The organism is Aeromonas sp. QDB39 (genome assembly GCF_027707585.1).
Taxonomy (GTDB): domain Bacteria; phylum Pseudomonadota; class Gammaproteobacteria; order Enterobacterales; family Aeromonadaceae; genus Aeromonas; species Aeromonas hydrophila.
Map to the genome: position 1 here is coordinate 1 of NZ_JAPCIV010000016.1, position 21,055 is coordinate 21,055.

Below are 21,055 nucleotides of genomic sequence, written 5' to 3' on the forward strand. Positions count from 1 at the left end.
ACCACGGGAATTTCTGCGCAGTCGGGTATCACAACCCTAAGCGGGAAAAAGTGTCTGGATCTATGGGGTCAAATCCAGACCGGACCCTTAGCCATTGTGCCACCAGCGTTAATTACCATCCTTCAAATCTTTTGTCGGTTGGGCTCAATTTCTTTCTGCGCACCCCCTCAACCCCCTCCATAGACTGGCCATGAATCATCCACCTCGTAGGAGAACACCATGAACAAGCGTATCAGTGCACAGCCCTTCGATTTCACCTTCGACCCGGCCACCACAGCCCTCATCGTGATCGACATGCAGCGTGATTTCGTCGAACCAAATGGATTTGGTCATGCCCTCGGTAACGATGTTTCCCTCGTGCGCCGGGCTATCGAGCCCTGCCGCAAAGTACTGGATGCGGCTCGAGCCAAAGGCATGTTGGTCATCCACACACGTGAAGGTCATCGTCCAGATCTGACCGACTGTCTGCCTGCCAAGCTGGTCCGTGGCGGCAAGCGTTTCATCGGGGAGCCAGGCGCCATGGGTCGCATCCTGGTGCAAGGTGAAGCGGGCCACGACATTATCCCCGAGCTCTACCCCATCGCTGGCGAACCGGTGATCGACAAGCCGGGCAAGGGGGCGTTTTACTCCACCGACCTGCACCTGATCTTGCAAGCCCGCGGCATTCGCTCCCTCATCATCTGCGGCGTCACCACCGAGGTCTGTGTGCAGACCACCGCCCGTGAAGCCAACGACCGTGGCTATGAGTTGGTGATCCCGGCAGATTGCTGCGCGTCCTACTTCCCCGAATTCCACAGGATCACCCTCGAGATGATCCAGGCCCAAGGCGCCATCGTCGGCTGGGTTAGCGACGCAGAACAACTGGTCGCAGCCCTAAAAGACTGACCCCCGGGGCCTATCGCCCCACCTTCTATTGACTGACAGAAGGCCCGTGACCGGGTCAGGGCCTTCTGCACCCGTTTACTACGGAAACGCTGACATGTTGCACTACAAAATCTATTCAAATCTCTACAAGGACTCTGTCTCGCTGATGCAGGTCTCCTCCCGTCTGAGTGGACTGGAGGGCGTGCGTCAGGCCTCCGTCGCTATGGCAACCGATGCCAACCTCGATCGGATGCGCGATGCAGGAATGGCGATCACTGTTGCGGCCAAACCCAGCGATCTGCTGATCGCCCTGCTGGCCGATGAGGCCGTTGGCGAACAGGCGCTGGCACTGGCCGACGAACTGCTGCGCCCTGCACCGGTTGACGACACCCCTGGAGCTGTCGGCCAGCGGCCTGCCACCGCTCTGGCCATGGGCAAGGAGCGTGACAACGACGCCAACCTCGCCCTCATCTCGGTACCCGGTCGTTACGCTGCCGCCGAAGCACTCAAGGCACTGCACCTTGGCATGAACGTCATGCTGTTTTCCGACAACGTGCCCGAAGCACAAGAGCTCGCCATCAAGGCGTTCGCCGCGCAGCGCGACTTGCTAGTGATGGGTCCCGACTGCGGCACCGCCATCGTTAATGGCATGCCGCTGGGGTTTGCCAATGTGGTACGCCGCGGCACCATTGGCCTGGTAGCGGCATCCGGCACAGGCCTGCAAGAGGTGAGCTGTCGCATTCATCATCTAGGCGAAGGAGTCTCCCAGGCACTCGGCACCGGAGGGCGCGACCTGCATGAAGAGATCGGCGGCCTGAGCATGCAACAGGCGATCCGGATACTGGCCGCCGATCCCGGCACCCGCCTTATCGTCCTGATATCCAAGCCGCCCTCAGAAGCCGTGAGCCAACAGGTGCTGACCCTGGCCCGTGAGTGCGGCAAGCCGGTGGTGGTGCATTTCCTTGGTGCCGACTGTACCGCCCTGGCAGAACAAGGCGTCCTCCCCGCCACCAGCCTGCAACATGCGGCCGATATGGCCGTGGCCACCCTGCATGGTGAGGTACTGCCCCCCTCTGCCTGCCTCGATGATGTGGCTCTTGAACAGGCGCAAAGTACCCTCGGCGCAATGACGCAAGGTCAGCGGGATATTCGCGGCATCTTTGCCGGCGGCACCTTCTGCTACGAAGCACAACTTGCCCTCATCGCTGCCGGTCTCGAGTGTGAATCCAACGCGCCGGTTAAAGGTGCCTCTGTGCTGCAAGATCCCACCCGTGGTTATGGCCACAGCTTGGTGGACATGGGTGATGACGAGTTCACCCAAGGCCGCCCTCACCCCATGATCGACCCAACCCTGCGCAACGCACGTCTGTTGCAGGAGGCCGCCGATCCCACTACCGCCATCTTGCTCTTTGATGTGGTACTGGGCTATGGCGCGAGCCTCGATCCCACTGGCGAACTACTCACCACGCTGGCGCATGCACGCCATAAGGCCGGGCAGGCTGGACGCCAATTCATCGCTATCGCCCACGTCTGCGGCACTGAGCTCGATCCCCAACCGCGCCAGCAGCAGATCGATCGTCTGCGCGAGGGGGGCGTGCTGATCGCCCAAAGCAACATGCAAGCCGCCCAGCTTGCCGCCCGACTGGCCCTGCAACTGAAGTGAGAACCAAGATGATCATTCAATCCGCCAACCCCCTGTTTCAACAACCGCTCCGGGTACTGGGTCTGGGCCTGCAGAGCTTTTCCGACAACCTGACCGATGCCGGCGGTCAAGTGCTGCATCTGGCCTGGCAACCGGTCGCCGAAGGAGATGATGCCGCCAACTGGACGCTGGCCACCCTACTGGAAGATCCGCGCATTCAGGCTGCCAACGAGCAGGCAATGCAACGCTACCTCGAAGCCCAACCCACCCTGATCGGCGTGAGCGTCGCCAGCCGAGAAATATCAGCCCTGAATGGCAAACGCCGCATCCTGCACGCTGGCCCTCCCATCGACTGGAGTGACATGTGCGGCCCGATGCAGGGCGCCATCGCAGGTGCCATTGTGTTCGAAGGCTGGGCCAGGGATGCCGACAGCGCCATGGACATGGCCGCACGGGGCGATATCGCACTCGAGCCCTGCCACCACTATCAGGCCGTCGGCCCCATGTCCGGCATCATCAGTCCTTCTATGCCCGTCTGGGTGGTAGAGAATCGTGCCCACGGCAACCGTGCGTTTTGCAACTTCAACGAAGGGCTCGGCAAGGTCCTGCGCTTTGGAGCCAACAGTGATGAGGTGCTGAACCGCCTGCGCTGGATGGGGGACGTACTGGCCCCGACCCTGGCCGCTGCACTCGAGCAATGCGGCGAAATTGAACTCAAGCCTCTAATCGCCCAAGCCTTGCATATGGGGGACGAGTGCCATAACCGTAATGCGGCAGCCAGCGGCCTGCTGTTCAAGCGCCTTGCTCCGACCCTTGCCAGACTTGATCGTGGACCAGAGGTGCTGGAGTTCATCGCTGCCAACGATCACTTCTTCCTCAACCTCTCGATGGCCGCCTGCAAGGTGATGCTCGATGCGGCGCACGGCGTGCCTCACAGCACCATGGTGACCGTGATGGCCCGTAACGGCGTCAACTTCGGCATCCGCCTCTCCGGCACTGGCGATCGCTGGTTCCAGGCTCCGGCCAACCCGGTAAACGGCCTCTTCTTCCCCGGCTACGGTGTCGATGACGCGGCCGCCGACCTCGGCGATTCCGCCATTACCGAAACGGCAGGGATCGGCGGGTTCGCCATGGCCGCTTCACCTGCCATCGTCAAGTTTGTCGGCGGTATCCCGGCTGATGCCATCGGTCACAGCATGGCGATGCAGCAGATCACGCTGACCCAGCATCCAGCCTTTACCCTGCCGGCACTCAACTTTTCCGGTTCAGCAACCTGTATCGATGCCCGCAAGGTCGTGGATCGCAACATCCTGCCTGTCATCAACACCGGCATCGCTCACAAGCAGGCTGGCGTTGGCCAGATTGGTGCAGGGATCACCACAGCCCCGCTCGCCTGCTTTGTCAGCGCTCTCTCGGCCATCGCCGGCAATCTGGAGGAATAAGCATGCAGAAGAAGAAACTTGCAGTCGTTGCTGTTGGCGGCAATGCCCTGATCCGAAGCAGTGACGAAGTATCACTCGACCAGCAATACGATGCGGTAGTCGAAACAGCACGCCATGTGGCGGACCTGATTGCTGCGGGCTGGCAGGTGGTGTTGACCCACGGCAATGGACCACAGGTGGGCTTTATCCTGCGCCGAAGCGAGCTGGCCAGTGCGCAAGTGCCGACCGTGCCGCTCGAGTACGCCGTTGGCGATACCCAGGGCGCTATTGGTTTTATGTTCCAAAACGCCCTCGGTAACGAGTTGCGGCGCCGCGGACTGGCAGACACCAAGGTCATCACGCTGGTCACCCAGACCCTGATCGATCGCTGCGACCCGGCCTTTACTCATCCCGACAAACCCATCGGTGCGCACATGAGTCAGCCGATCGCCGAGCAGCTAGCCGCAGAGCAGGGGTGGCAGATTGCCGAAGATGCCGGGCGCGGCTGGCGACGAGTGGTCGCCTCCCCAGCACCACTTGGCATCGTTGAAACTCCCACCATACGAGTCCTACTCGAGCAGGATGCGCTTGTCATTGCCTGTGGCGGTGGCGGCATTCCTGTGGTTAGGGAAAAAGACGGTTCCCTGCAGGCCGCACAAGCGGTCATCGACAAAGATCGCGCCTCAGCCCTGCTCGCGATCGAGCTGCAAGCCGACATGCTGTTAATTCCGACCGGTGTCGAACAGGTCGCCATCCATTTCGAAACACCAGAACAACGCTGGCTCGAGACCCTGAACCTTGCAGAGGCAACTCAACTGCTAGCCGACGGCCACTTCGGTGCCGGCAGCATGGGCCCCAAAGTAGAAGCCATGTTGAGGTACCTCAAGGGATGTCCTGATGGAGTGGGTCTTATCACTAATCCGCCTTCCATGGGCAAGGCTGTGCTTGGCCTCGCCGGAACCCGTTTTCTGGGTCACTGATGACAAGCGGGGCTGGGTGCCCCGCTGCAAGAAACACATCACCACGTTATTTAAGGAGTACTCATGTCTGACAACAAGGTTCTGCTCGCAGTCAACGGCACGCTGATGCGCGGCTTTGAACTGAATCCCAACATGCTGGCCGTCGACGCCGAGTTTGTCGCCGAGTCAACCACCACCGCGGATTACCGCTGCTGGAGCATCGGCGATCGCCACCCCGGCATGATCCGCTTCCCTGGTGAAGGTGCCGAGATTGCACTGGAGCTTTGGGCCGTACCGCCCGCAGGGCTTGGCAACATCCTGCAAAAAGAGCCGGCGGGCCTCTCGATTGGCAAAGTCACCCTCAAAGATGGTCAGGAAGTGCTGGGCGTGCTGGCTGAGCCTTGGCTAGTTGAGGGCGAACGGGAGATCACCGAAACCGGCGGCTGGCGTAATTACACAGGTCACCACCACATCAACTAAGCAAAGGAGAGCATCATGCGCAAAACCGAAACGAGCCCGGGAACGGCATCCGGCCTGCATATCACCATGATCCTGCTGGGTATCGCGATGACCCCAGTGCTACTCTCATCATCCAGCTTGGGTAACCAGTTGCTGGAGGGGCAGCTGATAAGTGTTGTGGCGTTGGGGGGCGCTATCCTGGCCATCCTCTCCGCCATCACCATCAGCGTGGGAGAAAAGGCCCGACTACCAACCTATGGCATAGTCAAATTTTCTTTTGGCAATAAGGGCGCCATTGCCATCAACATTCTGATGGCCATCAGCCTGTTTGGTTGGATCTCGGTCACCGCCAACATGTTTGGACATTCGGTACAAGATCTGCTCGCCCAGCAGGGCCTGTCGGTCCCGGCTCCTCTGCTGGTCGCGATGGGATGTGTGATCTTCACCGTATCGACTGCTTTCGGTTTTGCCGTGCTTGGCAAGGTGGCTCAGTTGGCCGTGCCTGTGATTGCACTGATGCTCTGCTATATCCTCAGCGTGGTACTCGATACCCCGCCTGCACCGCTGACCTCGGCCCTGAGCGGTATGGAGACCGGTGTCGCAGTGTCGAGTGTGGTAGGCACCATCATAGTGTTGGTGGCGACCCTGCCCGATTTCGGCAGCTTCGTACATAACCGCAAGCATGCCCTGATCGCCGCAGCACTCACCTTTATGGTTGCCTACCCGCTCCTGTTCTGGGCCGGGGCTACCCCGAGCAACATCACCGGGCAAGGTTCCATGCTGGGTGCGATGGCGCCGCTCGGGGCAGCGCTGCCTGCGGCCCTACTGCTGATCTTTGCCTGCGTCACCGGTAACGCCGGCAATATGTTCCAGGGCACACTGGTCGTCTCAACCCTGCTTGAGCGTATCCCCAAATGGCAGATATCCATCGCTCTGGGCGTGCTGGCAACGCTGGTTGGAAGCATGGACATTATGAGCTGGTTTATCCCTTTCCTGCTCTTCTTGGGTATCGCAACACCGCCGGTGGCCGGCATCTACATCGCCGACTTCCTGCGCTATCGCAGCCAGGGGTATGACGAGCGACTGCTGGCCCAAGAGCCGGCGATCAAATGGATCACCTTTGTAGTCTGGATCCTCGGCTCGCTAGTCGGCTTTTTGACCGCCAACAGCGTCATCACACTGACCATGATCCCGTCGCTGGACTCCATACTGGTCGCCAGTCTGGGTTACCTGGCCCTGAGCCGCCGTCCGGCCCTCATGGTCAGCAAGCGGACAAGCTGAGTTCCGCATATAGTCAAAAGGCCGCATCTGCGGCCTTTTTTATGAACAGATCGGCACTAGCCAAGTGGCCCAAGCAAGCCTTGCAGCAAGGCCGGATCGCGTAATTGCTGTAACCACCAGCTAAAACAGGGGCGCGTGTGCTGACGCTGCCAGGCCAGGAACAGAGGCGTGGATTGCTTCGGAGATTCCACCGTCATCACCTGCAGGCGACCATCATCAATCAACGGCTGGCCAAAATGACGCGGCACAAAACCAATACCAACCCCTTCTGATTGCAGAGTGAGCTTGCTATGAAAATCGGGCACCTGCAGCGCTTTCTGGCCACGCAGTAGCCAAGCCTCTTGGGGTTTGAGCTGGACTGAGGTATCTCGAATGCAAATTGCCGGATAACGACGCAGGTTGCGATCCGTCAGGGGCTGGGGCAAATTGGCCACCGGATGACTCGGGCTCACAGCAAAGACCCACTCCACCATTCCCATCGGTTCTGCACCTATTTCACTATTGGCAATCACCTGGTTGGGCGCACCTACAGCAATATCGGCACGTTTGCCCAACAGGGCATCCCACACCCCATCGTGAACATCAATGGCGAGCTGAATTTCAGTTTGGGGGAAAAGCCGCTCGCATTCATGCAGCAAGGGGGTGAGCGGCGCCAGCGAGAGGATGTTGTTAAAAGAGAGGCGGATCGAGGGCTCAACTCCCATGGCAATCAGGCGAGTCGAGTCTTCAAGACTGTTAAGTTCTCCCAAGATCAACTCACCACGTTTGATAAAGTGGTAGCCTGCCTCCGTAAGCACCAACTGCTTTCCCTGACGTTCGAACAGACTGACACCGAGAGAGTCTTCAAGTTTGTGCAGGGTGTAACTGAGCGCGCTCGGTACCTTGTGCAGTTCTTGGGAGGCGGCGGCAAAGCTGCCACAGCGGGCAATGACAATAACAACTTTGATCGCGTCGGCAGTGATTACCATGAAGTACAGCTCCTTTTTGGGGATGCATTGTAACATCTCCCTCACTTCGCAACGGGACAATGAATACTGGGGGGGATTCAAAATACTTGATTAACCATGTTGCCACTTGCCTTCTTGAGCGGTACCAACGCAATTAATCATTGGCTTCATCACGGCTATAGTTCCAACTGCCGCATTAATAGACCTGATTAGTCTGCTATCAGTGCGATTGAAAAGTAACTCAGATAGATATCATCAGGAGACACCAAGCAAAGATCGCCGTAAGTCCGCTTGGGAGCACCATTGCGGCCTCCCAAGTTATCGGTCCTGGTATCCCATCGGTCTGTCATCGATGCGCACTGTGAGTCATTAAGGCGCCAGTCGCGCCACCAGCTTATCAACCACCTCCAGCACCAGCGCTCTGTCAGCTGTATCGAGTTTGGCCAACTGTTGGCTGAGCACAATGCCTTGTTCGGTAGGGCGGTTGCTGGTCTCACGCAGGAAGTCTGCGAGCTCACAGCCAAACAGCTGAGCCAGCTCAGCGAGCCGCACGACGGTCGGCACCACGAGACCTCGCTCCATCCGGGAGACGGCTTCCATACCTATCTTTAAGTGCTCTGCCACTTGCTCCTGAGTCAGTCCTGCCAGCTGGCGTTGGCGTCCAATCGCTTTGCCCACGCTCTTGGCCAGCTCTTCAGAGTTGATGCTTGTCATAAGTCCTCCAGTCAACCCTGATAGTTGACTATGGACTTTCATTGACATTAAGGACCCTTTGCGATGAGGATCACCCTATTAGATCTAATTCACTGGAATAGTCACCCCAACATCGAAAGGAGTTCAACACGACCTAACCTCAATCTATCCCCTTGGTGGCATTTGGCTATCAGCCCTCACCACCATTAACCCATTACGTTTACACCCATTAGCCCGACAGGCTCGCCTCGTCGGTCAGGCATCCGTTTGCCATTTTTATTAAGGAGAGATCATGAATCGCACACTGTTTTATCCCTTACTGCTGGCTTGTGGCCTATCACTGAGCGCTTGCGATACAGCATCCGCTAATAGCCCAGAATTCAGTCTGGAAGTGGAATACACCGCTATCGGGCGACCTCAGATAGTCGTCACCTCGCTCAACGATCAAGTCACTATTCAGAAGGTGCTGATTAATGGCGGCAAGAGTAAATGCCGGGTGATGCTGCGCAATGACATCGGTGGTCAGCTTGGGGGGACCCATTTCCCGTTCAAGCTCAATTACACCGAAAGCTGGCGGCTGGTCATGACCGAGCCGTGCCGATTGAGAGAGGTCACCCTTTTCACCAATCTGGGCAATGCCTCTTACACCATTGAATAAGTCGTCTGGAGAGTGACATGACAGAAAACATCAAACTGGCCCTGTGGTGCACATGGTTATCGCTGTTTGCCTTACCGGCCTGGGCTGCGCCCCAGTTCACTGTGCCAACGGTCACTAAACGGGTACCGGCCAACGTTGATGGTACCCTCAATTTCGCCAGCATGCAGTTTTGGATAGAGACCTCGAAAGGGGAACGAATCATGCTGATGCCGCTGGATGAAGATGAGCCAAGGCTCATACCCAGGGTCAGCCAGCCGGTTTCACTGAACGGTTTTATGCTGACCTATTCAGATGGCAGTCGTTACTTCGAGCCCTCCTTTGCACCTGCGTCAGTTGCATCAAGTACCACGTCATTTACCATCGTGAAAAATGACGAGGACAGTATCGTCATCCGGTATGGGGATGACGTGCTGCTGCGCACCGATGAATATGACGCCATCAAGCTCACGCACCGATTGCCGCTGGCCAACGGGCAGGCGGTCTTGTTTGAGCTACACAGTGGCGGAGTGGCATGCCCGGTGCTCTATCAGTTGGCTGTCGCCCAGACGGGTGTGTTGACCATGCTTTCACAGCCCTTTGGTACCTGTAGTGATGAAGGCAAGCTGACCCCCGCCCCCAACGGTTTCACCCTCGACCTGCCCGGCAATCCTCGTCAGCGCTGGGTATGGGATACCAACAGCTTGACGCTGCGCAAGCAGTCCTGACCACCAGCCTCCACACATTCACCACCATCAGGGCACCCGAAGGTGCCCTCTGTTTTATGCCGCATTTTATTTAAGGAACTGTTCATGTCATTACCACAACCGGGGGACCACCTCGTTTCACTCCGCACAGGTTACCAGCACCACGGTCTCTATCTAGGGGGCCATCAGGTCATCCACTACCAGGGGGTCAGTGCCGGTATACATTCCGGTCAGATAGCTATCACCACGCTTGCCGAGTTTAGCCAAGGGCGGGGCTATCGCATCCAGCACCATAGCGCACGAGCCTTCAACCGGGAGGAGAGTATCGACCGTGCTTACTCCCGCCTAGGAGAGGCACACTACAGCACACTCTTTAACAACTGCGAGCACTTTGTGCTTTGGTGCATCGAGGGCTTTCACTACAGCAAGCAGATAAACCAACTCATTGCCACGGGGTGTATCGCACATCAGGCACTTCGCACTGTGGCTCGGCAGCCTACCCTTACGGCCCTGCCTGGCATGGCCACCAACACGGTACTGACCCCGTCAGCAACTACCGCTGTGACCGCTGCAGTAGGTACGTTGCTGGGAAGCTCAGCCACCTCGCTGGCGGCCCCCTTGGCAGCCACCTACGGCCTCTACCGCGTCTGGCGCTGGCTCAGGGATTAACGGTTCTCACATTCGATACGAAAGGACACACCATGATGACCATGCCATTTCACCTGGCAGGGATGGCCCTGCCGATTTCTCCCGAACTGTCTGACTTGCTGCGCAGCGTCGTGCGGGAACAACGGCTCGACCTCACCCACCTCTCGACACTGACTTTTAACTTTCGCAGCCCCGGCTACAGTGCCGAAACAGGTGGCATCCATCCGTTAGAGCTGCGACTGATCCGGGGGTTGCACGGCTGGGTCTTCGATTACATCACTGACTTCAGTTATCAGAGGCTGGGCCAGGATGCCGAGCTCTGCAAGGAACTCGACTTCAACTTCTCTTGCGACAAGCACTATCTGCAGGGCTGGGGACCACTGCCCGGCGTGGAAGCACGGGAACTGTTTACCCTGTGGCAGCGCAATTTCATTAGCTACGCCCAGTTGGGGTATTTCACCGTCACGGTCAGCGGAGATTAGGAGGTGTGTAATGACTAACAAACTGCCGCTCTCCTACTACTCATGCCAGTGGCTAGGGCTGGTCGCCGCCAAAGCCAAGCTGCAACCAACTCGCCAAGGCGAGCGCTGGTTGCTGCACCTCACCCCTGGTAGTCCAAATGCCCGCACCGTCACACTGCATCTGTGCTGGTCTGGCGTGCAGTGGCAACTGTTATCCCTCACCAATGCCGAGGACTGGCACACCATGAGCCAGCCTATAGATGAAATCTGTGTGGACCCTCAGCGTCGCTGTTTCTGGCGCTGTCAGGCAGGTCCAGTCCCGCTCTCTGACCAGCCCCGTGTATTGGGGAGCTTTTTGAGCAACCTGCAGCGCACCTGCATTCATCACGGTTATCGCGTGGAGAGTGACCCCTTACCCCAAGAGGAGGCGCACGATGCCCAAACAACCGATAGCCGTTGAGCTGGAAGATGGCGAGACGCAGGTGGTGCGTGACAGTGGCCTAACCGTACAAGGCACCTGCGTGCAGTGGAAACCAGCGGGCTGGCCTTGGCCACCTGGGTCGCTGACTACGACGCCATCGGTACCGCCTACCAACTGGCGGAACGGCTGAGCGTTGCGCTCGCAGCCCCCTCACCGTGCAGGTCCCCGGCATCGCTGATACCGATGAAGCAGGAACCCACCGCTAGGGAAGGCGTCACCACCCAGGCCAACTGAACTACCTTCAAAGTGAACCAACAACCTCTTTGCATTTAGCCCCGGGATGCCTCGCGCTGCCGGGGTTTTTCTTTTTCTGGAGACCACCATGCGTTACCACAAACTCAAAGCTGGGGAATGCCCCGGCACTTATGTCGTCACCGAGCCGGTGACCGAGCAAGACCTGCTGCGTATCGCCAACCAGATTGCTCGCAAGCGACTGGCCAAAGGCACCGCCATCACCAACACCACCGAGGCCGCCAAGCGGCTGCAAACCCTGCTGCAGGACCGGGAGCACGAAGTGTTTGGCGCACTGTTCCTTGACTCCCAGTATCGCATACTGGCTTTTGAGGAGCTGTTTCGTGGCACCTTGGACAGTACCAGCATCTACCCACGGGAAGTGGTCAAGCGTGCCCTGCGACTCAATTGCGGGGCCATCATCGCAGTCCACAATCACCCCAGCGGTGACCCGGAGCCCAGTCACTCAGACCGGGTCTTCACCCAAGCCCTCAAAGAGGCCTTGGCGCTGGTCGATGTACGATTGCTTGACCATCTGGTGGTCGGTGCCGAGGGAGTCGTCTCGCTGGTCGAGCGAGGTCTGCTATGAACCTTACTTCAGCGAAATCACACCTCACCGCCCTCGATATCCTCATCGAGTTGCGCTGTTGGTTGACAGACAACGTCGAGATGCAAGCAGAACCCACCATCGTGGCTCATCAGCCCAATTGCTACCGGCTCACCCAGGCTGACTGTATCGAGGCCATTGATGCACAGCTCCATCAGCTGCGCCAAGAAGAGACAAACACCATGCGATTACCCAATCCCTATTCTCTGGAGGAAACCCTAGGCAAACTGCGTCATAGCCTGGCAGCCGCCAGCAACGAGGAGGCGTTGACATTGCTGGAGAAGGCCGTCACCAAGGCCTGTGACGACGAGGTTTATGCCAAGCAGTTTGAAGAGACCTTGCCGCGGGGATCCACCATCGAGATCCGTGACTGCCTCAGTTACTTTGGCGACTACTTCGAGCGATCCCGAGACACACCGCCCTATTTCCCGCACCACGATGCCGTCAATGGCATTGATTGTGCATTCTACGCCATCCTGTTCGATGTGGCTCACCCAAGCGCAGTACTGGTGCACGAATAACGCCAGCATCCCCAAACCTGGATCATCAGCGCCACAATCCGGATATCCCGATATCACCTAAAGGGCCACCTCACTGCAGGTGGCCTTTTGCATTTCAAGGAGCTATTACCATGTCTGCCTTCATGATCGACCGCCAGGATTACCTGGCCTTTGCCGTACAGTTGCACCGCTTTTGCAATGCTCCCATGCCACCGCACTACACCCTTGAGTTGCTGCGATCCTTCTGGTGGCTGCCGCCAGCAGGCACGACCAGTACCTGGACGTGGCGGGTTGACCGGTTAGTGCGACTGATGATGCTCGCCAATCGGCGGGCGGTCTGGCATCGCTATCAGCTAGGACGTCAGCAGGAACGCAAGGAACCGCGCCAGCACCGTTCAAACAAGCTGAGTCCGCTTAAACCTGCCCATCATTACCACCAGGAATCGCTCACCGATAGCGAGCTGGTGGCGCTGTACAAATTCACCTGCTGCACCCTGTACCAATCGAGCGAATGGAGTGGGAGCACCGAGCAGGCTCCCCGGCTTGTAAAAGTAATACAGCAGTTGCAGCAGGCGCTGGCGCAAGACGTGCTGACCCGGCTGTCACTGTGGGAGCAAGCACCCTGGGGAGAGATGTAATGGTTCTCTCCATCACCCTGACGGTGACAAGCTCACTATCGAACTCAAGCGCCCACCTGGCTCAGCGCATCGCCGATGACATGGCACACCTGCATCATCGTCTGGGAGATGCGGTGAGCGATGAACTGGGCATCAATATCAGTTATCTGGTCGAACAGTTTGCGCTGCTTGCAGCGGCCTACCGTTCACCAGCTGAAATGGAGAAACAACAATGATTGAGTTCAACGACAGCTTTAGCCAAGCCGCCGTAGCGGAGGCCATGTGTGCCCATTCAGGACTCGCCAAGCTCATCAGTCAGCAGTTGATGCTGCCGGGCTTTGCCTATGCCCACGATGTGGAGGGGCGGCGTATTGCAGGCCCGCTGGTGGCGCCCAACCCGGTGTTGCACAAGACCACGCTCTTTGTCAGCCCACGGGATATGCGTGAGCACCTGCCACGAGAGATTAACTTCGCACGCTTTCGCTGCTCCTGTAATGCAGCGGGTCAGCCGGTCGGTGAGTGGCAACGGGTAATTGTCGGGGCCTACGTCAACCACGGTAGTAATGACAAGCCGGATTGGAGTAGTCACACCTGAGCCACGGCCACCAGCACAAACAAGACCCCATACAACCCCTCACTCCGAGGGGCTGTTTGCATTTTAAGGAAACCCCACCATGCATGACTTACGTGATTACAACACCCTGTCCGCTCGGCAGATCACTGCTGCCATCGGTCAGCTCAACCACAACACCGCCCCGAAGATAATGACCCACTTGGCATTGCGGGCCACACAACCACACTCGCTAGGTAATGGCCGTAGCAGAGCCAAAGCCCTCAAGCTACTGCACCGGGTCAAGAAGGCCCGCAAGGCGGGCTGTATCCCGTTTGAACTCACCGTGACGGGTTGCCGCATCGACCGAGGGAGCCATCAGGCAGACCGCTACTACTACGACCGAACACTACTGGCCCAGGGCTGGCAGCAATACGACACCGAGGAAGATGCATGGTATTTCGGCATCTGGATTCACACAGAGAAGCTCGAAACCTTTACCTACGCCGAAGGGGATACCTGCCATGTGATAGCACCGAACGTCGAGGCGTTTCGCTCTGAACTGGCGCGGCTCTACCAGTACTACCAGCAAGCCCCTGCGTTTATCAGTATCGACCCGGACGTAGGCGTTGTGACCCACCACTTTGAAGCCAAACCGGAGGTGTGAGATGGCAAAGAACATCACTATCAAGGTGCCCGGCAAACATCCGCAAACCGGGGAACACACTACCTTCGAGCTCAAGGGGCAACGCATGGATATCGACATCGGCGGCCAGGCCGTGCCCTTCCTGATTCACGGGAGGGGCATAGGGACGTCGCTCACCCACATCCCGAGCGGCCACCGCATCGCCCTGCTCGGTGGCTGGCTCACAGCGCGTTACGAAATACCTGAAAATAAGCCCAGCAGAACGGCCTGCGCCCAGACTGATTGGTGGCCCAGTACGGCTCACTGCTCTTGCTGGACCGGCTCAATGGCTAGCGGTTATTAATGAGACGACTGACATCGCTCGTTGACACCCCTCCGTCTCGTTTATCCCCAAACAGCATAAAGGGCCAGCCCTCATAGGCTGGCCCTTTGCATCATTGGGGTCACCGAACACAACCTGCCTTATCAACAGGCTCGAGGTGCATCGCGATGCCCCCGAGCATAACAGGCTGCATCTGCTCAACCTATGGCCATGCCCCATCCCACATGTCCTGCCACACACATTCACATTCCTGAGATCCAAGCTTTCACACTGCCTTCCAGCATCAGCTGGGGTCTGCCGCATGAGATCTCACCACGCTTTGGCGATCGTCTGATACAGAGCCGCTACCGATTCGATTTTTTATCCGAGCGAACCAGTCTGATCGGCAAATAGACTAAAGGAAATATAGATAGGCTCGACAATGCCTTTGCAGTCATTATCAAACAACTGGAGACCAAGTTACTGGCCGGTGAACTGGACGCCCAACGTCAGCAATGCATCACAATCAAGCATGATGGGGTCCCCTGTGAAGCTGATACCTTCTGCAGCCATAGTTACCTCTATATCGTAATTGGCTCTATTGAGTAATATTATTTCAATTGTTCTCATCCATTCATGGCATTAATACACATATTTGAGCTCATCCAAGTAATTGGTATCCATTTTGAGAAACAATCCAAGCAAGTGTGCACTGGCGCCATAAAAGCCAAACTGGTCGGCAGCGCGACAGGCGCTTTCGAACTTGTCGAACCACCCCAGCAGGTGGCCGTGCAGCAGCGCTTCCTGCTCGTCGAGCCAGCGTTCCCGCTCGGCCGCGCTCTTGGCTTCCGCCGCGCGGATGATGAGATTGCCCATCAGATCCAGCTCGATGGCCAGATGATCCGCAGGCTCTTTGTATTTATCGCTGACATTGATACCAAGGCGATCGAGGCGGGCTTGCATCTCGGTCATCGGGGCCTGCATCAGCAACTTGGCCTCGCCGCGGTAGAGCGATTCGTAGGGCAGGGCGCCCTGTTTGGGATCCACCAGAAACAGGCCGGCGAAGTCGGCGGCCAGTTCCAGCTGGCGATCCGGGCGCACCAGCAGGCGCGCGATGGCGTCGTTGAGTTCGGCCACGGCTTCGCGCATTGGATCCTGGGTGGAGAGGCTTTTCAGGAAGCTTCGTACATCATAGGTGTCATATTCGGCGATCTGCTCATCACTGAGCTCGGCGGCGAACAGGGTGGAGAACCACCAGTAGAGTTCGGCCCGGCGTTCGCTGGTAGCCATAAATTCCTGCATTTTTCCTCCGTGGATGGCAATCAGGAGCCATAGAGGCTCCCGATTCTAACGACGTTAAAAATAAAGAAAACTCAAGGGGGCGCTTTCGTCCCTTTGGGGTCAGAGTGCCGGGAACATGGGGTCGATGCCCTTGGCAGATTCCGGCGCGCCGAAGGCAGTGACGGCGGGAGCCTGTCCGCGGAACTTCTCGATCTCCACCAGCGCGGTATGGGCCGTGGTGGCCTGCGCCAGGCTGGAGGAGCCGATGTCGGCAGTCAGCACGTTGGGATCGCCGTAGGTACAGAGCGTACCTACTTTGCCGCCTTCTTGCGGACCATACCAGGCACCTTCCTGAATGCGTACCACGCCGGGGGCGTAATCATCGCTTACCACCAGACCAGCCAATACCTGACCGCGGCCGTTGAATACCCGCACCAGATCGCCGTCCTTGAGGCCACGGGATTTGGCATCCTGTGGATTCATATAGACTGGCTCGCGACCCTGTACCGTGTAGGTGGCGCGGTAGTTGTCGGAGGAGCAGAGCTGGCTGTGCAGCCGCTTGTCCGGGTGGCAGGATTGCAGGTGCAGCGGATACTGTTTGCTGCCCGGCCCGCCGTGAGAGCGCTCGTAGGGCTCGATCCAGACCGGGTGACCCGGACAATCCCCATAGCCGTAGTCAGCGATGGTCTTGGAGTAGATCTCGATAAGGCCGGACGGGGTGCCGAGCGGTTCTAGATCCGGCTCCTGACGGAACGACTCGTGGCGTACCCAGGGTTGGCCCGCCGGGAAGGTGACGAAGCCTTCCCCGTGCCAGAACTGGCTGAAACGGGGCAGACGAATGCCGATGCCGCGGCCCTGCAGGCGGGCGTCGTCATAGATGCTCTGGATCCACTCCAGCTTGCTCTTGCCACCGGTGAACTCGGCCTCGCGACCGAAGCGACGGCAGAGATCGGCAAAGATGTCGTAGTCATCGCGCGCCTCGAACAGCGGCTCCACTACCTTGTACATGGCCAGAATGCCCGCGTTGGAGTGGGAGCCCCACTGCTCGATGTCATCGCGCTCATAGGTGGTGGTGGCGGGCAGCACGATGTCGGCGAAGCGGCAGCTGGCAGTCCACTGGTGATCGATGCTGACCACGGTTTCCAGCTTGCGCCAGGCGGCGACCATCTTGTTGCGATCCTGCTGGTGGTGGAACGGGTTGTTGCCGCAGAACACCGCCATCTTCATGTGGGGGTAGGTGATGGTCTGGCCGTTGAAGGCGATCTGCTTGCCCGGATTGAGGATGCAGTCGATGAAACGGGCCACCGGAATGAATTTGGAGTAGCCCTTCCAGTCGCCGTCATGGCGCGGCTTGACCCCGGGAATGACCGAGCTGAAACCGGACATGATGGGGCCGCTGGAGGTGATGGTACCTGCCCCGTTGTAGTGCCAGCCAAAGCCGTAACCACCGCCTGGCAGACCGATCTGGCCAATCATCGAGGCCAGAACCACCAGCATCCAGGCGTACTGCTCGCCGTGGTGCATGCGCTGCACGCACCAGCCGCCGATAAGCTGGGTACGGCCGCTGCTCATGGTGCGGGCCAGCTCGCGAATGGTCTCGGCAGGGACGCCACAGATGGCGGCGGCCCACTCGGCATCCTTCACCTGACCATCGCTGGTGCCCAGCAGGTAGGGCAAGAACTTGTCAAAGCCGGTGGTGTAGTCTTTCAGGAACTTCTCGTCGTGACGCTTCTCGCTGTAGAGGGTGTGGGCGATGCCCAGCATCAGCGGCACATCGGTCTGCGGATTCAGGGTCACCTGATCGCAATTGAGGTACTTCTGGGTCTTTGATTTGACCGGATCGATGCTGATGACCCGGATCTCGCCTTTGGCCACCTTCTCTTTCAGCTGCGCCCAGTAGTCGTAGACGCTGTGATCCGGCACCAGCCAGCCCACCTGCAGGTTTTTGACGGGGTCGGAGCCCCAGATGACGATGGTCTTGCTGTGCTCCAGCACCAGCGGCCAGGAGGTCTGCTGCTCGTACACCTCCATGGCGCCCGCCACGTGGGGCAGGATCACCTGAGCGGCGCCGGTGGAGTAGTCACCGGCCTTGGCCAGATAGGTGCCATGCAGGTTCATAGCGCGTCCCAGCATGGCGCCAGCGGAGTGCAGTTTGCCCACCGACTGCCAGCCGGAGTGACCGGCGTAGAGGGCGCTCGGGCCATAGATTTTCTGCACCCGCTCCAGCTCGTGATAGAAAAAATCGAGCGCCTGTGACCAGGTGACCCGCACAAAGCGGTTCTGGCCGCGTTCGCTGGTGTCGGACTGGTGGCCCTTACGCAACCAGTCCAGTCGCACCATGGGGTAGCGGATGCGGGAGGGGTTGTAGACCACTTCACTCAAGGCCTTGAGCATCTCGGTGGGGTGCTTGTCATGCTCGAATGGCAGGGTCTCGACCCAGCGGCCATCGACCACCCGGGCGCGGAAGGCACCCCAGTGGGAACCGGACTGCACCAGCTTGTCGCCGGACTCGGCGGCCATCACGGCGCGACCGAGCAGGGAGGGGCCGATCAGGGCAGAGGCGCCGCTGGCCAGCAAGCCGCCCAGAAAACCACGACGGGAAATATTGATCATCTTGTTATTCCTCTTTCGAATCCGGACTTAGTGGCTGCCCTGACCACCGGTATCGGCGGCATGGTTTTGCAGGTATTTGAGCAGGGTGCGCTCCTCTTCCTTGCTCAGGCGATAGTAGGCAGACATCGCCTTGAGTCCCGAGATCCAGCCGTTGGCAGTGAAGTGAGCGGGATCCGGTGCGCCGTGGCAGGAGTTGCAGGTGGATTTGTACATCTCGCCGGCGTAATCCCAGATCGGTTTGAGCGAGGATTCAAAGCCCTTGCCATCGACCCAAGCCTGCACCTGAACCTGTTCCCACTTGATATGGGTGGCGCTGTCGGTCTCCTGCTTGAGCACTTTCTCGCTCGCTTTCAGTTCGTCACGGATGGTGGCGACGAAGACCCGCTTGCCCATGTATTCGCTCAGCACCCGGCCCTTGCCGTCGCTCTCGCGCCACCCTTCGATGGTCACCTTGAGGCGATCGCCGCTGCGGTCTACGACGTCGATGCGGGAGGCTGGCAGCAGTTTGCCGACCGGGTCGGTGCTCTGTTCGCTGGCATAGAGATCTTTTTCACCCAAGTTGTAGAGGGTCTCGGCGGCTGGCGCCTCTTGCGCGTCGTTGACCAAGGTGGCGTAAGTGGCCCGGAAGCCGCCCGCCATGTTGGGCAGTTCGTGGGCGATCCCCTTGTGGCACTCGATGCAGTTCATGTTCTTCGCCGCCGCATCTTTCATCGCCAGCGCTGCTGCCGGGGACTGCTTGGCGTGATCCATGTTGTCGTAGCTGTGGCAGGACTTGCAGGTCTTGGAGTTCTGGCTGCTCATCCGAGCCCACACCTTCTCGGCCAGATGCAGGCGCCGGTCCTCGAACTTCTCCTGGGTGTCGATGCTGTGGCCTATGTACTCCTGATAGAGGTCGTTGGCTGCCTCCATCTTGCGGGCCACCTTGCCGACAAAGTCCTTCGGCTGGTGACAGTCGGTACAGACCGCCTGTACCCCGGAGGCATTCTTGAAGTGGATGGACTCCTTGTACTCCGGATAGACGGTGTCTTTCATGGAGTGGCAGGAGATACAGAATTCGAGGCTGCTGGTTTTCTCAAAACCATAGTGCAGGCCGACGGTACCCGCGAGGGTGACGCCGACGCCCACCAGAAGTAGCGCCAGTACCGACCAGCGACGGCTGGGGGTGCGCAGGAAGTGCCACAGTTTTTTCATCATGCTCTCTCACATCACTTTTTTGATGGGAGCCATGATAGGGAGGTGTTGTGAACAGGGTTACCGCCACAAATTAATGAAATAGGGGTATTTATGACAAAATGTGAATAGAATAATCCTCCCTTGTCGACCTTCGTGAACCCTGCCCATGAGCTACCACATTCTGGTTGTTGAAGATGATGCGGTGACCCGCGAGAAGCTGACCGGCTATTTCGAGCGGGAGGGTTATCGGGTGACTGCGGTCGAAAACGGCCAGGAGATGCGCGCCGTGCTGGCGGAACAGACGGTCGATCTGGTGATGCTGGATATCAATCTGCCGGGGGAAGATGGTCTGCTGCTAACCCGTGAACTGCGGGCGCGCAGCACGGTGGGGATCATTCTGGTCACCGGCCGCAGTGATGCGGTGGACCGGATTGTCGGCCTCGAGATGGGGGCCGACGACTATGTCACCAAGCCGTTCGAGCTCAGGGAACTGCTGGTGCGGGTCAAGAATCTGCTGTGGCGGATCTCGCTGTCGGCCGCCGCGCCGAGCGAGCCTGCGGTCGTTGACGATGCGGTGCGCTTCGGCCCCTGGCGTTTTGACATTCCCCGCCGCCAGCTCAGCAAGGATGGGGTGCCGGTGCGTCTGACCAAGGCTGAATATGAAGTGCTGGTGGCCTTTGTCGCCCATGCCGGGCGGGTGCTCAGTCGGGAGCGGATCCTGACTCTCATCAGCCATCGTGGCGATGGCCCGAGCGATCGTACCATAGACGTGTTGATCCGGCGGCTGCGCGGCAAGATGGAAGTAGATCCGCGAGATCCCCAGCTGTTTGTCACCATCCACGGTGAAGGCTATCTGTTTGCCGGCGAGATAGCCTCCTGACCCCGTTGCGGTGGCCTTGGCCTGTTTGGCCGGGTATCAGACCGGCGGGCGAGTTTCAAATTGCGGGCAGTCGTCGCCAATCTGGTGCCAGGGGGCCTTGGAGCCGACAAAGATGTGAAACGCGGGCCGCTGGCTCGGCACATCGTCCAGCACCCCGAGGCGCAGGTTGATCTTGCCGCTGCTGCTCTTCTGGCTGAACAGGCTGGAGCCGCAGTGACGACAGAAGGCCAGGGTGGTCTCTGCCGATTTCCGGTAGCGGCCGATGGCCTCTTCCCCCTTCACTATGGTGACCTTGTTGCCATCCAGTCCGCCGACCGAGGCGTAATCACCCCCTGAAAACTTGCGGCATTCGCTGCAGTGGCAGTTCCCCATATAGTCGAACTGATCCGGCAGGGTCAGGGCGACGGCGCCGCACAGGCAGCTGGCATGTAACTCTTTCATCTCTTCTCCTTGAGTGTG

The 21,055-nt window shown here is 58.7% G+C and carries 25 protein-coding genes and 1 pseudogene; 20 read left to right on the forward strand and 6 right to left on the reverse strand.

All coding sequences use genetic code 11. The features are described from left to right. Positions 1-219 precede the first annotated feature (219 nt). The 6 genes from PG899_RS11040 to PG899_RS11065 all read left to right on the forward strand — a co-directional run bounded on the left by PG899_RS11040 (position 220) and on the right by PG899_RS11065 (position 6,626). Complete coding sequence (locus PG899_RS11040) at positions 220-885, forward strand: cysteine hydrolase family protein (protein ID WP_016351399.1); 666 nt, start codon at positions 220-222, stop codon at positions 883-885. Positions 886-979: 94 nt separating this feature from the next. Next, positions 980-2,527, forward strand: a complete 1,548-nt coding sequence (gene fdrA, locus PG899_RS11045; RefSeq protein ID WP_016351400.1) for an acyl-CoA synthetase FdrA — start codon at positions 980-982, stop codon at positions 2,525-2,527. Positions 2,528-2,535: 8 nt separating this feature from the next. Beyond that, positions 2,536-3,948, forward strand: a complete 1,413-nt coding sequence (locus PG899_RS11050; RefSeq protein WP_016351401.1) for a DUF1116 domain-containing protein — start codon at positions 2,536-2,538, stop codon at positions 3,946-3,948. A gap of 2 nt (positions 3,949-3,950) precedes the next feature. Next, positions 3,951-4,907: a carbamate kinase gene (locus PG899_RS11055; RefSeq protein ID WP_016351402.1), complete on the forward strand. Its 957-nt coding sequence runs from the start codon at positions 3,951-3,953 to the stop codon at positions 4,905-4,907. Positions 4,908-4,970: 63 nt separating this feature from the next. Next, positions 4,971-5,366, forward strand: a complete 396-nt coding sequence (locus tag PG899_RS11060; RefSeq protein WP_016351403.1) for an allophanate hydrolase-related protein — start codon at positions 4,971-4,973, stop codon at positions 5,364-5,366. A gap of 15 nt (positions 5,367-5,381) precedes the next feature. Then, positions 5,382-6,626, forward strand: a complete 1,245-nt coding sequence (locus PG899_RS11065) for a cytosine permease (RefSeq protein ID WP_016351404.1) — start codon at positions 5,382-5,384, stop codon at positions 6,624-6,626. Positions 6,627-6,682: 56 nt separating this feature from the next. On the opposite strand, the gene PG899_RS11070 is transcribed toward PG899_RS11065, so the two are convergent. Together PG899_RS11070 and PG899_RS11075 are read right to left on the reverse strand one after the other, a co-directional pair. Next, a complete protein-coding gene (locus PG899_RS11070; protein ID WP_016351405.1) occupies positions 6,683-7,594 on the reverse strand; it encodes a LysR substrate-binding domain-containing protein in 912 nt (303 codons plus the stop codon). Between the two features lie 348 nt (positions 7,595-7,942). Next, entirely contained in the window at positions 7,943-8,287 is a 345-nt protein-coding gene (locus PG899_RS11075; RefSeq protein WP_016351406.1) for a helix-turn-helix domain-containing protein, read from the reverse strand. A gap of 271 nt (positions 8,288-8,558) precedes the next feature. Between PG899_RS11075 and PG899_RS11080 the strand changes: the two genes are divergently transcribed. The 13 genes and pseudogenes from PG899_RS11080 (at position 8,559) to PG899_RS11140 (ending at position 15,258) form a co-directional block, all read left to right on the forward strand. Then, the gene (locus tag PG899_RS11080) at positions 8,559-8,924 is read left to right on the forward strand and encodes a hypothetical protein (protein ID WP_016351407.1); all 366 of its coding nucleotides are present in this window, start codon (positions 8,559-8,561) and stop codon (positions 8,922-8,924) included. A gap of 17 nt (positions 8,925-8,941) precedes the next feature. After that, positions 8,942-9,628 carry a hypothetical protein gene (locus tag PG899_RS11085; RefSeq protein ID WP_016351408.1) on the forward strand — a complete coding sequence of 229 codons (687 nt, stop codon included), beginning with the start codon at positions 8,942-8,944 and terminating at the stop codon, positions 9,626-9,628. Between the two features lie 84 nt (positions 9,629-9,712). Continuing rightward, positions 9,713-10,276, forward strand: coding sequence for a lecithin retinol acyltransferase family protein (locus PG899_RS11090; protein WP_103828456.1), 564 nt, complete (start codon positions 9,713-9,715; stop codon positions 10,274-10,276). A gap of 35 nt (positions 10,277-10,311) precedes the next feature. Then, entirely contained in the window at positions 10,312-10,737 is a 426-nt protein-coding gene (locus PG899_RS11095) for a DUF2787 family protein (protein WP_016351410.1), read from the forward strand. A gap of 10 nt (positions 10,738-10,747) precedes the next feature. Further along, on the forward strand, positions 10,748-11,176 hold the full coding sequence (locus tag PG899_RS11100; RefSeq protein ID WP_016351411.1) for a hypothetical protein: 429 nt from the start codon (positions 10,748-10,750) through the stop codon (positions 11,174-11,176). Between the two features lie 343 nt (positions 11,177-11,519). Further along, positions 11,520-12,017, forward strand: coding sequence for a RadC family protein (gene radC / locus PG899_RS11105; RefSeq protein ID WP_016351413.1), 498 nt, complete (start codon positions 11,520-11,522; stop codon positions 12,015-12,017). Continuing rightward, complete coding sequence (locus PG899_RS11110; RefSeq protein WP_016351414.1) at positions 12,014-12,556, forward strand: hypothetical protein; 543 nt, start codon at positions 12,014-12,016, stop codon at positions 12,554-12,556. Before radC ends, PG899_RS11110 begins: the two co-directional genes overlap by 4 nt. Before the next feature lie 110 nt (positions 12,557-12,666). Beyond that, the gene (locus tag PG899_RS11115) at positions 12,667-13,173 is read left to right on the forward strand and encodes a hypothetical protein (RefSeq protein WP_016351415.1); all 507 of its coding nucleotides are present in this window, start codon (positions 12,667-12,669) and stop codon (positions 13,171-13,173) included. Further along, positions 13,173-13,388: a hypothetical protein gene (locus PG899_RS11120; RefSeq protein WP_016351416.1), complete on the forward strand. Its 216-nt coding sequence runs from the start codon at positions 13,173-13,175 to the stop codon at positions 13,386-13,388. Before PG899_RS11115 ends, PG899_RS11120 begins: the two co-directional genes overlap by 1 nt. Next, positions 13,385-13,747, forward strand: a complete 363-nt coding sequence (locus PG899_RS11125) for a hypothetical protein (RefSeq protein WP_016351417.1) — start codon at positions 13,385-13,387, stop codon at positions 13,745-13,747. Before PG899_RS11120 ends, PG899_RS11125 begins: the two co-directional genes overlap by 4 nt. A 79-nt stretch (positions 13,748-13,826) precedes the next feature. After that, entirely contained in the window at positions 13,827-14,369 is a 543-nt protein-coding gene (locus tag PG899_RS11130; protein ID WP_016351418.1) for a hypothetical protein, read from the forward strand. Between the two features lies 1 nt (position 14,370). Beyond that, the gene (locus tag PG899_RS11135) at positions 14,371-14,691 is read left to right on the forward strand and encodes a hypothetical protein (RefSeq protein ID WP_115600526.1); all 321 of its coding nucleotides are present in this window, start codon (positions 14,371-14,373) and stop codon (positions 14,689-14,691) included. Positions 14,692-14,880: 189 nt separating this feature from the next. Further along, positions 14,881-15,258 (forward strand): annotated as a pseudogene (locus PG899_RS11140) (type IV toxin-antitoxin system YeeU family antitoxin). A gap of 33 nt (positions 15,259-15,291) precedes the next feature. On the opposite strand, the gene torD reads toward PG899_RS11140, so the two are convergent. The 3 genes from torD to torC all read right to left on the reverse strand — a co-directional run bounded on the left by torD (position 15,292) and on the right by torC (position 19,737). Beyond that, positions 15,292-15,951 (reverse strand): molecular chaperone TorD, encoded by a 660-nt coding sequence (gene torD / locus PG899_RS11145; RefSeq protein ID WP_024945044.1) that lies wholly within the window; start codon positions 15,949-15,951, stop codon positions 15,292-15,294. A 99-nt stretch (positions 15,952-16,050) separates the two neighbouring features. Then, on the reverse strand, positions 16,051-18,543 hold the full coding sequence (gene torA / locus PG899_RS11150; protein ID WP_085735651.1) for a trimethylamine-N-oxide reductase TorA: 2,493 nt from the start codon (positions 18,541-18,543) through the stop codon (positions 16,051-16,053). A gap of 27 nt (positions 18,544-18,570) precedes the next feature. Beyond that, positions 18,571-19,737: a pentaheme c-type cytochrome TorC gene (gene torC, locus PG899_RS11155; protein WP_005343495.1), complete on the reverse strand. Its 1,167-nt coding sequence runs from the start codon at positions 19,735-19,737 to the stop codon at positions 18,571-18,573. A 145-nt stretch (positions 19,738-19,882) separates the two neighbouring features. On the opposite strand from torC, the gene torR reads away from it, so the two are divergent. Next, a complete protein-coding gene (torR, locus tag PG899_RS11160; RefSeq protein WP_016351422.1) occupies positions 19,883-20,596 on the forward strand; it encodes a two-component system response regulator TorR in 714 nt (237 codons plus the stop codon). A 36-nt stretch (positions 20,597-20,632) separates the two neighbouring features. Here the strand turns inward: torR and PG899_RS11165 are convergent, their stop codons facing one another. Then, positions 20,633-21,037 carry a GFA family protein gene (locus PG899_RS11165; protein ID WP_016351423.1) on the reverse strand — a complete coding sequence of 135 codons (405 nt, stop codon included), beginning with the start codon at positions 21,035-21,037 and terminating at the stop codon, positions 20,633-20,635. Positions 21,038-21,055 lie beyond the last annotated feature (18 nt).

Bases quoted from the DNA above. Each gene is read 5' to 3' on its own strand.
- fdrA (WP_016351400.1), top strand. From the start codon at position 980: ATGTTGCACTACAAAATCTATTCAAATCTCTACAAGGACTCTGTCTCG.
- PG899_RS11165 (WP_016351423.1), bottom strand. From the start codon at position 21,037: ATGAAAGAGTTACATGCCAGCTGCCTGTGCGGCGCCGTCGCCCTGACC.
- PG899_RS11130 (WP_016351418.1), top strand. From the start codon at position 13,827: ATGCATGACTTACGTGATTACAACACCCTGTCCGCTCGGCAGATCACT.
- PG899_RS11125 (WP_016351417.1), top strand. From the start codon at position 13,385: ATGATTGAGTTCAACGACAGCTTTAGCCAAGCCGCCGTAGCGGAGGCC.
- PG899_RS11135 (WP_115600526.1), top strand. From the start codon at position 14,371: ATGGCAAAGAACATCACTATCAAGGTGCCCGGCAAACATCCGCAAACC.
- torR (WP_016351422.1), top strand. From the start codon at position 19,883: ATGAGCTACCACATTCTGGTTGTTGAAGATGATGCGGTGACCCGCGAG.
- PG899_RS11055 (WP_016351402.1), top strand. From the start codon at position 3,951: ATGCAGAAGAAGAAACTTGCAGTCGTTGCTGTTGGCGGCAATGCCCTG.
- PG899_RS11065 (WP_016351404.1), top strand. From the start codon at position 5,382: ATGCGCAAAACCGAAACGAGCCCGGGAACGGCATCCGGCCTGCATATC.
- PG899_RS11075 (WP_016351406.1), bottom strand. From the start codon at position 8,287: ATGACAAGCATCAACTCTGAAGAGCTGGCCAAGAGCGTGGGCAAAGCG.
- PG899_RS11085 (WP_016351408.1), top strand. From the start codon at position 8,942: ATGACAGAAAACATCAAACTGGCCCTGTGGTGCACATGGTTATCGCTG.
- PG899_RS11080 (WP_016351407.1), top strand. From the start codon at position 8,559: ATGAATCGCACACTGTTTTATCCCTTACTGCTGGCTTGTGGCCTATCA.
- torD (WP_024945044.1), bottom strand. From the start codon at position 15,951: ATGCAGGAATTTATGGCTACCAGCGAACGCCGGGCCGAACTCTACTGG.
- PG899_RS11115 (WP_016351415.1), top strand. From the start codon at position 12,667: ATGTCTGCCTTCATGATCGACCGCCAGGATTACCTGGCCTTTGCCGTA.
- PG899_RS11100 (WP_016351411.1), top strand. From the start codon at position 10,748: ATGACTAACAAACTGCCGCTCTCCTACTACTCATGCCAGTGGCTAGGG.
- torC (WP_005343495.1), bottom strand. From the start codon at position 19,737: ATGATGAAAAAACTGTGGCACTTCCTGCGCACCCCCAGCCGTCGCTGG.
- PG899_RS11070 (WP_016351405.1), bottom strand. From the start codon at position 7,594: ATGGTAATCACTGCCGACGCGATCAAAGTTGTTATTGTCATTGCCCGC.
- PG899_RS11110 (WP_016351414.1), top strand. From the start codon at position 12,014: ATGAACCTTACTTCAGCGAAATCACACCTCACCGCCCTCGATATCCTC.
- radC (WP_016351413.1), top strand. From the start codon at position 11,520: ATGCGTTACCACAAACTCAAAGCTGGGGAATGCCCCGGCACTTATGTC.
- PG899_RS11095 (WP_016351410.1), top strand. From the start codon at position 10,312: ATGACCATGCCATTTCACCTGGCAGGGATGGCCCTGCCGATTTCTCCC.
- PG899_RS11120 (WP_016351416.1), top strand. From the start codon at position 13,173: ATGGTTCTCTCCATCACCCTGACGGTGACAAGCTCACTATCGAACTCA.
- PG899_RS11060 (WP_016351403.1), top strand. From the start codon at position 4,971: ATGTCTGACAACAAGGTTCTGCTCGCAGTCAACGGCACGCTGATGCGC.
- PG899_RS11040 (WP_016351399.1), top strand. From the start codon at position 220: ATGAACAAGCGTATCAGTGCACAGCCCTTCGATTTCACCTTCGACCCG.
- PG899_RS11050 (WP_016351401.1), top strand. From the start codon at position 2,536: ATGATCATTCAATCCGCCAACCCCCTGTTTCAACAACCGCTCCGGGTA.
- torA (WP_085735651.1), bottom strand. From the start codon at position 18,543: ATGATCAATATTTCCCGTCGTGGTTTTCTGGGCGGCTTGCTGGCCAGC.
- PG899_RS11090 (WP_103828456.1), top strand. From the start codon at position 9,713: ATGTCATTACCACAACCGGGGGACCACCTCGTTTCACTCCGCACAGGT.